At 70.3% G+C, this 14,762-nt stretch carries 12 protein-coding genes (1 of these 12 running past the window's edge); 9 read left to right on the forward strand and 3 right to left on the reverse strand.

The window, feature by feature from the left end:
* On the reverse strand, nucleotides 1–740 hold the 5' end (the start) of the coding sequence (locus V5F67_RS02650) for a glucan ABC transporter ATP-binding protein/ permease (protein WP_394021384.1). Its footprint begins 1,042 nt before the window's first position; only the first 740 of its 1,782 coding nucleotides appear in the window; the start codon lies at nucleotides 738–740; its stop codon lies beyond the left edge, outside the window.
* A gap of 319 nt (nucleotides 741–1,059) precedes the next feature.
* On the opposite strand from V5F67_RS02650, the gene ileS reads away from it, so the two are divergent.
* The 6 genes from ileS (at nucleotide 1,060) to V5F67_RS02680 (ending at nucleotide 9,476) form a co-directional block, all read left to right on the forward strand.
* Entirely contained in the window at nucleotides 1,060–4,140 is a 3,081-nt protein-coding gene (ileS, locus tag V5F67_RS02655; RefSeq protein ID WP_394021383.1) for an isoleucine--tRNA ligase, read from the forward strand.
* A gap of 1 nt (nucleotide 4,141) precedes the next feature.
* The gene (gene lspA / locus V5F67_RS02660; protein WP_509210603.1) at nucleotides 4,142–4,666 is read left to right on the forward strand and encodes a signal peptidase II; all 525 of its coding nucleotides are present in this window, start codon (nucleotides 4,142–4,144) and stop codon (nucleotides 4,664–4,666) included.
* A 90-nt stretch (nucleotides 4,667–4,756) separates the two neighbouring features.
* Entirely contained in the window at nucleotides 4,757–5,476 is a 720-nt protein-coding gene (locus V5F67_RS02665) for a hypothetical protein (RefSeq protein WP_509210604.1), read from the forward strand.
* Between the two features lie 140 nt (nucleotides 5,477–5,616).
* Nucleotides 5,617–6,957: a M16 family metallopeptidase gene (locus V5F67_RS02670; RefSeq protein WP_394021379.1), complete on the forward strand. Its 1,341-nt coding sequence runs from the start codon at nucleotides 5,617–5,619 to the stop codon at nucleotides 6,955–6,957.
* Entirely contained in the window at nucleotides 6,954–8,318 is a 1,365-nt protein-coding gene (locus tag V5F67_RS02675) for a M16 family metallopeptidase (protein ID WP_394021378.1), read from the forward strand. Before V5F67_RS02670 ends, V5F67_RS02675 begins: the two co-directional genes overlap by 4 nt.
* 234 nt (nucleotides 8,319–8,552) lie before the next feature.
* Nucleotides 8,553–9,476, forward strand: coding sequence for a hypothetical protein (locus V5F67_RS02680; protein ID WP_394021377.1), 924 nt, complete (start codon nucleotides 8,553–8,555; stop codon nucleotides 9,474–9,476).
* A gap of 132 nt (nucleotides 9,477–9,608) precedes the next feature.
* Here the strand turns inward: V5F67_RS02680 and V5F67_RS02685 are convergent, their stop codons facing one another.
* On the reverse strand, nucleotides 9,609–10,241 hold the full coding sequence (locus tag V5F67_RS02685; protein WP_394021376.1) for a 2-hydroxychromene-2-carboxylate isomerase: 633 nt from the start codon (nucleotides 10,239–10,241) through the stop codon (nucleotides 9,609–9,611).
* A 158-nt stretch (nucleotides 10,242–10,399) separates the two neighbouring features.
* On the opposite strand from V5F67_RS02685, the gene V5F67_RS02690 reads away from it, so the two are divergent.
* Entirely contained in the window at nucleotides 10,400–11,569 is a 1,170-nt protein-coding gene (locus V5F67_RS02690) for an FUSC family protein (protein ID WP_394021375.1), read from the forward strand.
* Between the two features lie 85 nt (nucleotides 11,570–11,654).
* Nucleotides 11,655–13,346, forward strand: coding sequence for an acyl-CoA dehydrogenase family protein (locus V5F67_RS02695; protein WP_394021374.1), 1,692 nt, complete (start codon nucleotides 11,655–11,657; stop codon nucleotides 13,344–13,346).
* 20 nt (nucleotides 13,347–13,366) lie between these two features.
* Here V5F67_RS02695 and V5F67_RS02700 read toward each other — a convergent pair whose 3' ends face one another.
* Nucleotides 13,367–14,203, reverse strand: coding sequence for an SDR family oxidoreductase (locus V5F67_RS02700; RefSeq protein WP_394021372.1), 837 nt, complete (start codon nucleotides 14,201–14,203; stop codon nucleotides 13,367–13,369).
* A gap of 184 nt (nucleotides 14,204–14,387) precedes the next feature.
* Here V5F67_RS02700 and V5F67_RS02705 point away from each other — a divergent pair, with 184 nt between their 5' ends.
* Nucleotides 14,388–14,759 (forward strand): winged helix-turn-helix transcriptional regulator, encoded by a 372-nt coding sequence (locus V5F67_RS02705; protein WP_394021371.1) that lies wholly within the window; start codon nucleotides 14,388–14,390, stop codon nucleotides 14,757–14,759.
* Nucleotides 14,760–14,762 lie beyond the last annotated feature (3 nt).

Consider the following 14,762-nt stretch of genomic DNA (forward strand, 5'->3'; position numbering starts at 1 on the left):
CAGGACAGCACCGGGATCTGCACCGCCAGCACGCGGTTCACCGTGTCCCGCATGCCGGAGACCTCGGCCTCGATGCGGGTGTAGCTCTGGATCACCGCCACGTTGCCCAGCGCGTCCGAGGTGCGCTCGGCGAGGTCGGAATTGTAGGCTTCCACCTCGCGCTGCATGGTCTCGGTGCGGCGGATGACGAAGGCGGTGACGATGCCGAACACCACCATCAGCACGATCAGAACCAGGCCGAGGCGCCAGTTGATGTAGATGCCCACCGGCACCAGCACCAATAGCGAGATGATGGCGGCGCAGTCGTCGCGGAAGAAGGAGAGCCACAGGCCCCAGAGCGCGTCCACGCCCTCCAGCATCACCTTGAGCAGGCGGCCCGAATGGGTCTCGCCGTGATAGCTCATGGGCAGCTGGAGCACGTGCTCGAAATACTGCGCCAGCACGCCGAGCCGCCGCCGGTGCGAGAGCCGGTCGGCATGGAGCGAGATCATGACGCCGGCGCCGATATTGAACAGGCCGAACCCCACCCAGGCGGCGAGCAGCGGCGTGAGGTCCCCGAAGCTGGGGATGCGGCCGGCCGCCTGGGCGCCGGACAGCGCCTCGACGATGCGTCCGAACAGGATCGGCTCGGCGAACTGCGCGATGGCGAGCAGCAGGTTCGAGACCAGGAGGATGGCGCCCATCTTGGCCTGCGGGCCGAGGAGGGCGATGGTACGTGCGTAGATGCGTAGCAGGTTCATGGGGGGTCGGGCCGGCGGGTCGGATGGATGAGATGAGCGCCCTCATGCGCCGCGCACAAGCGTCAACGTTGCGGGAGTAGCGCTTTTTCCGTCCTGCGTGTTTCGCAAGCGACAGGCGCCGCGCCGAAGGGCCACTCTTTCCCGCGCACCATGCGCCTGCTAGAAGCCGCCATGGCTTTCAGGATGAACCGGCGGCGCATAGGTCCCACGCAGCGAATTATCGGCCCGGCACCCCGCCGGCGCGCCTGAGCGCGCGCGGGGGCTGCCGGGCAAGCGCGCATCATTCCCAAGCCCCCTTTTCGCCGAGCGGCCCCGCCCCATGACCGACAAGACCACCGACGCCACCGATTATTCCAAGACCCTGCTGCTGCCGCAGACCGACTTCCCCATGCGCGGCGGCCTGCCGCAGAAGGAGCCGGAGCTGCTGGCGCGCTGGAAGCGGCTCGACCTCTATTCCCGTCTGCGCGAGAAGGGCCGCGGCCGCGACCGCTTCGTGCTGCACGACGGCCCGCCTTACGCCAACGGCAACATCCATATCGGCCACGCGCTCAACAAGATCCTGAAGGACGTGGTGACGCGCTCCCAGCAGATGCTGGGCTTCGACAGCAACTACGTGCCCGGCTGGGACTGCCACGGCCTGCCCATCGAGTGGAAGATCGAGGAGGAGAACTACCGCAAGAAGGGCAAGGCCAAGCCCGACTTCTCGGACGCCGCCGCCATGGTCGCCTTCCGCCAGGAATGTCGCGCCTATGCCGAGCACTGGCTCGACGTGCAGCGCGAGGAGTTCAAGCGCCTGGGCGTGGAAGGCGACTGGGACCACCCCTATTCCACCATGGCCTACATGGCGGAAGCCCAGATCGCCCGCGAGATCATGAAGTTCGCGCAGAACGGCCTGCTCTATCGCGGCTCGAAGCCGGTGATGTGGTCGGTGGTGGAGAAGACCGCCTTGGCCGAGGCCGAGGTGGAGTACCAGGACTTCACCTCGGATACGGTGTGGGTGAAGTTTCCGGTGCGCGCCGGCGGCGACCTTGAGGGCGCGGCCGTGGTCATCTGGACCACCACGCCCTGGACCATGCCGGGCAACCGCGCCATCTCTTTCTCGCAGAAGATCGCCTATGGCCTGTTCGAGGTCACCGAGGCGCCGGACGACAATTGGGCGAAGCCGGGCGACAGGCTGATCCTCGCCGACAAGCTGGCCGAGGAGGTGTTCCGGCAGGCGCGCGTCACCGGCTTCAAGAAGCTGCGCGACGTGGCGACGGCGGAGCTCTGCGAGCTCCAATGCTTCCATCCGCTCGCCGCCCTCGACCTCGGCGGCTATCAGTTCAAGGTCCCGCTCATCGACTCCGATCACGTCACCGACGATGCCGGCACCGGCTTCGTCCACACGGCGCCGGGTCACGGCCGCGAGGATTTCGAGGCCTGGGTGAGCCATCGCCGCTTCCTGGAGGAGCGCGGCATCAGTCCGGCGATCCCCTATACGGTGGACGAGGATAGCCTCTACACGTCGCAGGCGCCCGGCTTCGAAGGCCGGCGCGTCATCACCGAGAAAGGCGAGAAGGGCGATGCCAACGGCGCCGTCATCGAGGCGCTGGTCAAGGCCGGCAATTTGCTCGCGCGGGGGCGAGTGAAGCACCAGTATCCCCATTCCTGGCGCTCCAAGAAGCCGGTGATCTTCCGCAACACGCCGCAATGGTTCATCGCCATGGACCAGGATTTCGCGCTGCCGTCGCCATCCGGCGCGGCGCACGGCGCCGTTCCTCCTCCCCACCTCTCCCCCGTTCCCCCTCCCCACCCCTCCCCCGCAAGCGGGAGAGGGAGCGCGGAGGCGCCCGCTACCAATGCTCCTGATACCCTGCGCGAGCGGGCCCTTGCCGGCATCAAGGCGGTGGAATGGGTGCCGGCGGCGGGCGAGAACCGCATCACCGGTATGATCGAGAGCCGCCCCGACTGGGTGGTCTCGCGCCAGCGCGCCTGGGGCGTGCCCATCGCCGTGTTCATCACCGACAATGGCGACGGCACCGTCACCATCCTCAAGGACCCGGAGGTCAACGCCCGCATCGCCGACGCCTTCGCGGCCGAGGGGGCGGACGCCTGGTTCCGCGAGGGCGCGCGCGAGCGCTTCCTCGGCGCGCGCGCCGGCGAGGGCTGGCGGAAGGTCGACGACGTGCTCGACGTGTGGTTCGACTCAGGCTCCACCCACGCCTTTACGCTGGAGGTGCGCCCCGACCTCAAGGCCGCGCGCCCGCCCGAGGGCCGCGACCGGGTGATGTATCTGGAAGGCTCGGACCAGCATCGCGGCTGGTTCCACTCCTCGCTGCTCGAGAGCTGCGGCACCCGCGGCCGCCCGCCTTATGACGTGGTGCTGACCCACGGCTTCGTGCTCGACGAGGACGGGCGCAAGATGTCCAAGTCGCTGGGCAACGTGGTGGCGCCGCAGGAGGTCATCAAGCAGTCCGGCGCCGACATCCTGCGCCTGTGGGTGTGCGCCTCCGACTATTCCGACGACCTCAGGATCGGCCCGGAGATCCTCAAGACCACGGCCGACACCTATCGCAAGCTGCGCAACACCATCCGCTGGCTGCTCGGCTCGCTGCACCACTACCGCCCCTCCGAGCGGGTGGCGTTCGCCGGCATGCCGTCACTGGAGCGCTTCATCCTGCACCGGCTCGCCGAGCTGGACGGCGAGGTGCGCGCCGCCTATGCCGCCTTCGACTACAAGAAGGTGCACGCGCTGCTCACCCAGTTCATGAACATCGAGCTTTCCGCCTTCTATTTCGACGTGCGCAAGGACGCGCTCTATTGCGACCCGCTCTCCTCGGTGACGCGGCGCGCCTGCCTCACGGTGCTGGACGAGGTGTTCAACCGCGTGGTCGCCTGGCTGGCGCCGATCCTGTGCTTCACCTGCGAGGAGGCCTATCTCGCCCGCACCGGCGACGAGGCGGCCTCGATCCATCTCCAGACCTTCCCCGCCACCCCGGCGGACTGGCGCGACGACGCGCTGGCGGACCAGTGGCGCCGGGTGCGCCTCGTGCGCCGGGTGGTGCTCGGGGCGCTGGAGGTGGAGCGCGCGGCCAAGCGCATCGGCTCCTCCCTGGAGGCGGCGCCGCGCGTCCATGTGGCCGATCCGGCGCTGGCCGAGGCGCTGGAGCGGCTCGATCTCGCGGAGATCTGCATCACCTCCGACGCCGTGCTGCTGAAGGACGAGGGGCCGCAGGACGCCTTCCGCCTCGCCGAGGTGCCGGGCGTCGCCGTGGAGCCGGCGCTGGCGCAGGGCAGGAAGTGCGCCCGCTCCTGGAAGATCTCGCCCCAGGTGGGCAGCGATCCCGAGTTTCCCGACGTGACGCCGCGCGATGCGGCGGCGCTGCGGGAATTCAACGCCGCCCGCGCGGCGGCGCAGTAGCATGGCCGCCGCCGCGCCCGAGGCCGGGGGGGCGGGCCGCCATCTGCGGCTCGGCCTGATGGTCGCCTTCCTGGCTCTGGTGCTCGACCAGGCGAGCAAGACCGCGGTGCTTCACTGGTCGTTCGGCTGGAGCGCGCAGCTTTATCCCGTCACGCCGTTCCTGGATTTCGTGGCGCTGTGGAACTACGGCATCAGCTACGGCCTGTTTCCGCAGGGGGAGCAGGGGCGGTGGGTGCTGGTGGCGGTGAAGGTGGTGGCGGCGCTGCTGTTCGCGGTGTGGCTCTCGCGCACGCACCGGCGGCTCGACGCGGTGGCTCTCGGCCTGTTGATCGGCGGCGCCATCGGCAATGCGGTGGACCGGGTGGTGTACGGGGCGGTGTTCGATTTCGTGTCGCTGCACGCCTTCGGCTACCGCTGGTACGTGTTTAACCTTGCCGATGTGGCTGTCGTTGTGGGCGTCGGCCTGCTCCTGTACGATACCGTCTTCAGTCGCGCCTCAAAATCGCCGCCCTCGGACGCACCATAGCCGGCGCGAAAAGGTCCGATGAGCGCGATCGGCCCCGTCTGGCATGGCCGGGACGCCAACCGAGAGCGCGAGCCGCAGAGGAACGAGCCCATGCGCATGAGCACGGCGACAATTCTGGAGGCCGCCCGGCAGGCGGCGCGCCGCAGCCTGCTGCCGTCGACATTCGGCGGATCGGGCTTCGCGACGCTCGCCTTGGCCGCGAGCCTCAGCGCGGTGCCGCAGGCACCCGCCGCGGCGCAGAGCTTCGAATCCGATTTCCTCAAGAACACCATGCAGATGCTGGGCCTGACCGAGGAAGAGGAAAAGCCCGACATCGACTATCGCGAGCGCGCGCCGCTGGTGGTTCCGCCGACGACCCCGGAGAGCCTGCCGCCGCCGACCACCAGCACCGCGGCCGCCAACCCCAACTGGCCCAAGGACCCCGACCTCGCGCGGCAGAAGGCGCGGGCCGCCGCGTCCAGGGCGCCGATCGTGCGCGACGATCCCGGTCAGCCGCTGATGCCGTCCGAGCTCAACAAGGGCCGTCGCAAGACCGCGCCCACCTATGCGAACAACGATCCGGTCGCCACCGGCTCGAAGCGGGACGAGGTCATGCCGAACGAGCTCGGCTTCAAGGGGTGGGGCGGCATCGGCAGCTCCGATCCCTGGAAGGACAAGCCGATCACCTTCAACGGCGAGCCCGATCGTGAGAGCCTCGTGCAGCCGCCGCCCGGCTACCAGACCCCGGCCCCGAACGCGCCCTACGGCGTGGTGGAGAAGAAGAAGGAAGCCTTCAAGATTCCCAACTTCTTCGACCTCCAGAACAATTGACCGCCGGCAGGCGGCGCGGGGCGCTATATCGCTGCCGGAGCCGCCGCTGGACCTGCGCGCGCGCCTTGGCCCCGTGTCCCCGTGGCCGCCAGCGCCGGTATGCCTGAGAGATTCGCAACGTGTTGATGAGCCGGATTGCCATGGTCGCCATTCTTGCCGCGGGCGCCGCCGTCGCCGCGCCCCGTCTTGCCGACGCCGCAGGACCAAAGATCACCCAGTTCCGCCTGGACAACGGGCTCGAGGTGATGGTGATCCCGGATCACCGCACCCCGGTGGTCACCCACATGGTCTGGTACAAGGTGGGCTCGGCGGACGAGCAGGCGGGAAAGTCGGGCATCGCCCACTTTCTTGAGCATCTGATGTTCAAGGGCACCGAGGCCCATCCGCAAGGCGAGTTCTCCGACACCGTGGCACGCCTCGGCGGCCAGGAGAACGCCTTCACCTCCACCGACTACACCGCCTATTTCCAGCGCGTCGCCAAGCAGCACCTGGAGAAGGTGATGGGGTTCGAGGCCGACCGCATGACCGGCCTCAAGCTCTCCGACGAGGTGGTGCTGCCCGAGCGCGACGTGGTGCTGGAGGAGCGCCGCATGCGCACCGACAGCCAGCCCGGCGCCCGCCTGTCGGAGGCGATGCAGGCGGCGAGCTACGTCAACCATCCCTACCAGCACCCGATCATCGGCTGGGAGCACGAGATCAAGAAGCTCAACCGCGAGGACGCGCTGGCCTTCTACCGGCGCTTCTACGCCCCCAACAACGCGCTCCTGGTGGTGGCCGGCGACGTGACGCCCGATGAGGTGCGCGCCCTGGCCGAGAAGACCTACGGCAAGGTCGCGCGCGCCGACACCCCGCCGCGCGAGCGCCCGCAGGAGCCGGAGCCGCAGGTCCAGCGCCGGGTCCAGCTCGCCGACGCGCGCGTCGCCCAGCCGAGCCTGTCCCGGTCCTATTTGGTGCCGTCCTACCGCACGGCGGCGCCGCGCGAGGCCGAGGCCCTGGAGGTGCTGTCCCAGATTCTCGGCGGCGACCAGACCGGCCGCCTCTACCGCAAGCTGGTGGTGGAGAAGGGTCTCGCCGCCGGCGCCGGGGGCTGGTATCAGGGCACGTCCTACGACCCCACCCGCTTCGCGGTCTCGGCCACCCCCCGGCCGGGCGTGAGCCTGGAGGACCTGGAGGCCGCCCTCGACGCGGTGATCGCCGAGATCGCCGACAAGGGCGTGGACGAGCTGGAGCTGGCCCGCGCCAAGACCCAGCTCACCGCCGACGCCATCTATTCCCAGGACAATCAGGCGACGCTGGCGCGCATCTACGGCGCCGCCTGGGCCACCGGTCAGAGCGCGGACGACGTGCGCGAATGGCCGGCGCGCGTGAAGTCGGTCACCGCGGATGACGTGAAACAGGCGGCGCAGCGCTATCTGGTTCTCGACCGCGCGGTCACGGGCTACCTTAAGCCCGCGGCGGCCAAGAAGGACGACCGCTCGTGAGAGCCTTCGCCCGCCTCGCGGCGACGCGCCTCGGCGTTCCTTTCCTGCCGATCATGATGGTGACGATGGCCCTTTCCCTCCTGTCCGCCACCGCGGCCCAGTCCCAGTCGAGCCGCATCACCGAGGTGACGAGCCCCGGCGGCATCAAGGCCTGGCTGGTGCACGATACCACGCTGCCGCTGATCGCCATGGAGTTCGCCTTCCTCGGCGGCGCGGCGCAGGACGGGGCGAAGACGCCGGGCCTTGCCAACCTCACGGCCGCGCTGCTCGACGAGGGCGCGGGCGACCTCGACGCCCAGGCATTCCAGAGCGCGCTCGCCGATGCCGCGGTGGAGCTGCGCTTCGACACCGGCCGCGACGAGACCCGCGGCTCGCTGCGCACGCTCTCCGAGAACAAGGACAAGGCCTTCGACCTGCTGCGCCTCGCCGTGACGGCGCCGCGCTTCGACGAGGAGGCCATCAACCGGGTGCGCGAGGCGCAGATGGCGGTGCTGCGGCGCCGGTCCACCGATCCCAACTCCATCGCCAACGAGCGCTGGTTCGCGCTCGCCTTCCCTGACCACGCCTATGGCCGCCCCGTGGACGGCACGCTCACCAGCCTGCCGGCGCTCACCCGCGCCGACCTGAAGGCGTTCGCGGCGCGCACGCTCGCCCGCTCGAACCTCCGGGTCGCGGTGGTGGGCGACATCACCGCCGAGGAGCTCGGCCGCCGGCTCGACGCCGTGTTCGGGGCCCTCCCGGCCAAGGCCGACCTCGCCCCCGTCGCCGACGTGACGCCGAAGGACCTCGGCACCACCGACGTCATCCCCCTGGACACGCCGCAGTCGGTGATCGTCATGGGCACCGTGGGCCTGGAGCGGCCCGACCCGGACTTCATGGCCGCCTACGTGCTCAACCACATCCTCGGCGGCAGCGCCTTCTCCTCGCGCCTGTTCAAGGAAGTGCGCGAGGCGCGCGGGCTCGCTTACTCGGTTTATTCCTACCAGGTGGCCCTCAACCATGTGGGGCTCTGGTTCGCCGGCACCGCCACCAAGAACGACCGTGCGGCCGAGTCCATCGCTTTGATCCAGAGCGAGTTCCGGCGCATCCTCGACGAGGGGCCGACCGAGGCCGAGCTCCAGGAGGCGAAGAGCTTCCTCGTGGGCAGCTACGCCCTGCGCTTCGACACCTCCTCGAAGGTGGCGGGCCAGCTCTTGCAGATCCAGCTCGACGATCTCGGCATCGACTATATCGACAAGCGCAACGCGCTCATCGAGCAGGTCTCGGTGGAGGACCTCAAGCGCGTCGCCACGCGCCTCACCGACGCCCGCAAGGCGCTGGTGGTGGTGGTCGGACGCCCGGCCGGCCTGTCCGGCGGCTAGGACCGGCGCCGCTCGGCCGGCATCGCAAACCGGGCGGAAATCGCGTTCTCTTTCTGGCTCTTTCTTGGCGTTCGAGCGTGGTCCGGGGCCGCGGCGTGGGCGCCGGCCGCGGCTAACCATGATGGCAGGTTCGCCCGCCGGAAGCTGCGTCACCGGCTAAAGGTGTTTCGGCTCGCGCGCGCTTCTTGCTATAACGCCCGCCGGGCAGGGCAGAGCCTTGGGAGTGGAGCGGGAATGGCCCTTGGAACGGACGCCGTGCTGACGCGCGGGACCGAGGACAGGCGCGAGCGGAATTCGTTCAGCGCGGCTCAGGCCGTGCCGGCGGCGTTCGCGGCGCTGGCCCTCGCGCTTGCCGGGTGCGCCTCCGGCGAGGGGCTGGACGGCGCCTTCGGTGCCCAGGACGTGGGCGTCGCCAGCTCCGGCACCAGCGCCGGCGTCTCCAGCACGCCCGGCGTACTGACCGTCGGCTCCGGCCCCAACGCGGTCGAGTATGAATGCCCGAAGGTGACGGTGCGCACGGGTGCCTCCACCTGGCAGGTCCAGGCCCGCGAAGGCGGCCTGCGCTACCAGGGGACCATCGGCCAGCTGGCGCGGGAATGCTCCATCTCCGGCGCCTCCATGGCGGTGAAGGTGGGCATCGAGGGCCGCGTGCTGGTGGGCGAGAAGGGCACCGCCGGCGCCCTCGAGGTGCCGATCCGCATCGCCGTGGTCCAGGAAGGCCCGACGCCCAAGACCATCGCCACCAAGTTCTTCGTGCTGCCCCTGGAGATCCCGCAGGGCCAGCCCAGCTCGACCTTCGCCGTGGTGGAGGACCAGCTGACCTTCCCGCTGGTGACGCCGGCCGAGGTCGAGCGCTATGTGATCTATGTGGGCTACGATCCGCAGGGCGAGCCGAAGATCCGCCCGGCCCGGTCCGCCCAGCCGCGCCCGTCCGCCTCGTCGTCGTCGCGGCCGGCGGCGTCGACCTCCAGCGCGCCGGCGAAGCCCAAGCCCGCTGCCGCGCCCGCGAGCGATCCCGGCGCGCCGAAGGACGACGTGTTCGGCCCGCCGCCCTCGGGACCGACGTCGAGCGGCACGCCGTCCTCCGGCGGCTTCGCCCCGCCGCCGTCGTCCTCCTCCTCCACGTCGTCCGGCGGCTTCGCTCCGCCGCCGCGCTGATCGGTCACCGCCCGTGCGGCGGGCCGAAGGGGCCGGAGGCTTCTCGCGCGAAGTGGATACCGCCTCGCGTGAAGAACGTGCGTTACATCAAGGCCAGGTGGGGTTCGGTGTTTCCATGAAACCCTGACTTCTCTAGGCGCTGGCGCGCGGGGCGGCGCCGTCCCTGAGCGCGCGGGCATGGTCGAGTGCCATCTCCAGGCGGTCGTTGCCCCAGAACAGCTCGCCGTCCGCGGTCACGAAGCTCGGCGCCCCGAACACGCCGAGGCTCTTGGCCGCCTCGGTCTCGGCGCGCAGGCGCTCCTTGTTGGCCGGAGCCTCCGCATCGGCGATGATGTCGTCGCAGAAGTGGCCGAGCCCGGCCAGCACCTGGCGCACGGTCTCGCGGTCCGAGATGTCGCGTCCCTGGGCGAACTCGGCGAAGAACACCGCGCGGGAGAAGGCCGGGCGCGAGGCGTCGTCGAGCCATGCGGCCACCCGGGCGGCCAGGAGCGCATGGGCGGGGAACGGCTCGGGCCGCGTGAGGGGCGGCAGGTGGGCGATCCGCGTCAGCCGCTCCATGTCGCGCCACATGTGGGCGCGCTTCAGAGGCAGCGTGTTGAAGGGCGAATCCACATAGCCCTGCGCCTGGAAGATGGGGCCGAGCAGGAACGGCCGCCAGCGCACCGCGACCCCCGCGCCCTCCGCCACCGCCGCGATGCGCATGGCGGCGAGATAGGAATAAGGCGAGGCGAACTCGTAGAAGAAATCGAGCGATGCCCCGGACATGCGGGCCTCCACCTGTTTCGTTTCGATGAAGTGTCCCGCGCCGGCCGGCCGGGTTCAAGCGCGTCCGACGCAGGGCGGCTTTGCGCGGGCGCGCGGTTGGTCTATCGCAATTCGGGTCCGCCGCGATCCCGCGCGCCGCGGCCGGCTCGGGAGCCTCCATGTCCGCACCGCCTCCAGACTCGGACCTGCCCGCTGGCGCCGCGCCCGGCGCCAAGACGGCGCCGCCGCGCTCGCCGCCCGGGCTCATCGACCGGCTCCGCGGTTTTCTCGGCTGGAAGCACGCCAAGCTCGGCCTGCGAGCCACCGTCGCCGCGGTCGCGGCCTACGGGCTCGCCTATGGGCTCGCTCTGCCCAACGGCTACTGGGCGGTACTGACCGCGATCCTGGTGGTGCAGTCGACCATCGGCGCCAGCCTCTCCGTGGCCATGGACCGGGCGTTCGGCACCGTGGTGGGCGGCGTCATCGGCGTCGCGGCGGCCGATCTCGCCGGCCCCTCGGTTCCCCTGACCTTCGTCGCCCTGGCGGTGGGCGTGCTGCTCACCAGCACGCTCGCCGCCCGCTATGCGAGCTTCAAGCTGGCGCCGGTCACGGTGGGCATCGTCCTGCTCTCCGACCCGACCCATGCCGAGCCGCTGCTGTCCGGCCTCCACCGGGTGATGGAGATCGCCATCGGCGGGGTGGTGGGCGTCGCCTGCGCCATCCTGATCCTGCCCGAGCGGGCCCTGGTGAACCTCTTCCCCCATTGCGCCACGGCGCTACGCCTGTCCGGCCGGCTGCTGGAGCTTGGGCGCGATGGCCTGCTCGGGCGCGGGCTCGACCCGGCGGTGATCGACCGGCTGAACGCCGGCGCCCGCAAGGCGCTCAGGGCGGCGGACGCGCGGGTCGCCGATGCCCGCGCCGAGCGGGTGGGCCGGCTCTCCAGCCACGCCGACCCGGCGCCCGTGGTGCGCACCTGCCGGCGCCTGTGGCACTCCGTCATCATCCTCCTGCGCGGCGCCGACCGGCCGCTGGCCGAGCCGCTGGCCGCGCGGATCGGGCCCCATCTCGATGCCGCCGTGACCACGCTGCGCGCCCACATGGAGGCGCTCGCCGCCCGGCTCGACGGCGGGGAGGCCGCTGACTTCGGCCAGACGGTGGCCGCCGCCCGTTCCGCGGTGGCGGCGCTTGAGGCGGAGGCGGAACGCCTCAATGCCGAGGGCGCCCTCGACGCGGCGAGCGGCGAGACGCTGGCGGCGCTGTTCGCGGCGGTTTCGGCCTCGAGCCATGTGGAGGAGAACCTGGAGGACCTCGCCGCCCGCCTCGACGAGGTGACCGGCGCCGAGGGCTGAGGCCGAGAAACAGGCGTTGATTTGGAACGGTCCCGGGCGCAAGGATAGATTATTCTGCGTTGCACAATTTGGGAGAGACCCGTCCATGTCCGCCAGCGCTGCCCTCCGTTCGCCGGCCGCCGCCCCCCTCGATGCGGTGGCCCTCGGCCGCGCGGCCACGGACCGTCTGGAGAAGCTGCTGGCGGAAGCCACCTCCGCCGTCCGCGCGCGGGTGAGCGAGAACGGGCGCCTCTCGCCGGCGCTGCTGGAGGCCGAGCAGCGCGCCACCCACGGCCTCGCCTGGCTCGCGACCTATGTCTTCTCCGTGCGCGAGCTGGTCCATTACGCCGACCGCCTCACCGAGATGGGCAAGTTCGGCGACACCGAGAAGCTGATCGTCCAGATCGGACTCGGCGAGTACGTGGCCCAGATCCTCGGTGGCATCCCCATGAGCCAAGGCGAGACCGTGCGCCTCGCCGACCTCTACGTCTCCGACGAGACGCTGGAGGCGCTGCGCGCCGACCCGGCCGTCTCGGCGCTGGTCGCCCAGGGCAATACGGCGGCGAGCCGCGCCGCGCTCGCCGACATCATCCGCGGCGCCCATCCCGCCGGCACCATCGGCGAGGCCGGCCTCGACGAGACCATGGAGGCCATGCGGACCGAGATGCACCGCTTCGTGGAGGCGGAGGTCGCCCCCCACGCCCACGAATGGCATCTGAAGAACGAGTACATCCCGCTGGAGATCATCGCCCAGCTGTCCGAGATGGGCGTGTTCGGCCTCACCATTCCCGAGGATTTCGGCGGCCTCGGCCTGCCCAAGGAGGCCATGTGCGTGGTCACCGAGGAGCTCTCGCGCGGCTATATCGGCGTCGGCTCGCTGGGCACCCGCTCGGAGATCGCCGCCGAGCTGATCCTCGCCGGCGGCACCGACGACCAGAAGGCGCACTATCTGCCGAAGATCGCCGCCGGCGAGATCCTGCCCACCGCCGTCTTCACCGAGCCCAACACCGGCTCCGACCTCGCCTCGCTCCGCACCCGCGCGGTGAGGGACGGCGATGTCTACAAGGTCAGCGGCAACAAGACCTGGATCACGCATCCGGTGCGCGCCGACGTGATGACGCTGCTGGTGCGCACCAATCCGGCCGAGCCCGGCTACAAGGGCCTGTCCATCCTGCTGGCGGAGAAGCCGCGCGGCACGGACGAGAACCCCTTCCCCGCCGAGGGCATGACCGGGGGCGAGATCGAGGTGCTCGGCTATCGCGGCATGAAGGAGTACGAGATCGGCTTCGACGGCTTCACCGTGCCGGCGGCCAATCTGCTCGGCGGCGAGGAGGGCCAGGGCTTCAAGCAGCTGATGACCACCTTCGAGAGCGCCCGCATCCAGACCGCGGCCCGCGCCGTGGGCGTGGCGCAGGCGGCCATGGAGGTGGGCCTCAAATATGCCGAGGAGCGCATCCAGTTCGGCAAGCCGCTGATCTCCTTCCCCCGCGTCGCCGACAAGATCGTGATGATGGCGGTGGAGACCATGATCGCCCGCCAGATCACCTACTTTGCCGCCCGCGCCAAGGATGAGGGCCGGCGCACCGACCTGGAGGCCGGCATGGCCAAGCTGCTCGGCGCGCGCGTCGCCTGGGCGGCGGCGGACAATGCGCTGCAGATCCACGGCGGCAACGGCTTCGCGCTCGAATATCCGGTCTCCCGCATCCTGTGTGACGCGCGCATCCTCAACATCTTCGAGGGCGCGGCCGAGATCCAGGCCCAGGTGATCGCCCGCCGCCTGCTCGACGGCGGGAACTGAGGGCCGGCGCGCGGCAGGACTTATTTCAGCCGCGCCGCATTGTCCTCCGCATAGGCCCCCAGCGGGCGCGGGGCATGGCCGGTCAGGGCCTCGACGTCGCCGGTGACCCGGGCGGTCCAGCCCTCGCGCACGGGATGGAAGATGGACGCGAGGAAGCGCGCATAGTCCACCGTCAGTCCGGCGCCGACCAGGATGTCCACGAAGGCGTCGTCGCTCACCGGCGCATAGGCGACGGGCCTGCCCGTCACCTGCGCCAGGACGGCGGCGGCCTCGCCATAGTCCAGCGCCTGCGGACCCGTGAGGTTGAAGGCGCGGCCGTCGAAGCGGCCCGAGGTCAGCGCCGCCGCGGCGCTTTCGGCGATGTCGCGGGCGTCGATGAAGCTGGTCTTGCCCTCGGCCGCGGGCACGGCGATGCGGCCGTGGTCGATGCCGGGCTTCCAGAAGGTGTGGAAATTGTCGGCGAACCAGTTCGGCCGCAGGATCACATAAGGCGTGCCCGAGCGCTCCAGCGCCAGCTCCGCCTGGCGGTATGGGATGGCATCGTCGGCGTCGACGCCGAGGGCGGTCATCAGCACCACCTTTGCCTTGCGGGCCGCCGCGGCCCGGATCACCGGCAGGAGGCGGGCGGCGACGTCGACCGAGCCGGTGGGCGCCAGCACGAAGACGCGGTCCACCCCGGCGAAGGCGGCATCGAAGGTCGAGGGGTCGTCGAGATCGAAGGCGACGCCTGGCGCGCCCTCCACGGCCGCTCCCGATCGCGAGGCGGCCTTCACCTGCTCGCCTTTGGCGAGAAGCGCACGCACCAGGGGACGGCCGACATTTCCGTTCGCGGCCAGCACCAGAACCTGACCAGACATGCTCATGCTCCTTGATGGGACGAGGCCGCGCGGGGGTCTCGCATAGGTATCCATTGGAAACTATCTATTGATGGGATACATACGCGCGGCAGAGCGATCCCAAAAGAGAGCACCTGAATCTCACATGGTCACTTCATGGAAACCGCCCGGGAGCGGCGGCGCGGCGGGCGCGGCGGAATGCGTCTTGGCCCGGCCCTACGACGTCTACGAGGCGCGCTGCCCGACGCGGATGGTGCTGGACCGCATCGCCGACAAATGGGCGGTACTGATCCTCGACCGGCTGCGCGCGGGTCCGGTGCGCTTCAACCATCTGCGGCGCGACATCAACGGCATCTCGCAGAAGGTGCTGTCGCAGACATTGAAGAGGCTGGAGCGCGACGGCCTGGTCTCGCGCGCCGTGTTTCCCACGGTTCCGGTGACGGTCGAATACACGCTCACCCCGCTCGGCCACACCCTCACCGACACGGTGGCCGCCATCGCCCATTGGGCCGAGCGCAACATGGACGCGGTCCTCAAGGCCCAGGCCGCGTACGACGCGCGGGCCGGCGCCGGCTGACGG

Source organism: Xanthobacter pseudotagetidis (assembly GCF_043194795.2).
GTDB classification, from domain to species: Bacteria; Pseudomonadota; Alphaproteobacteria; order Rhizobiales; family Xanthobacteraceae; genus Xanthobacter; species Xanthobacter tagetidis_A.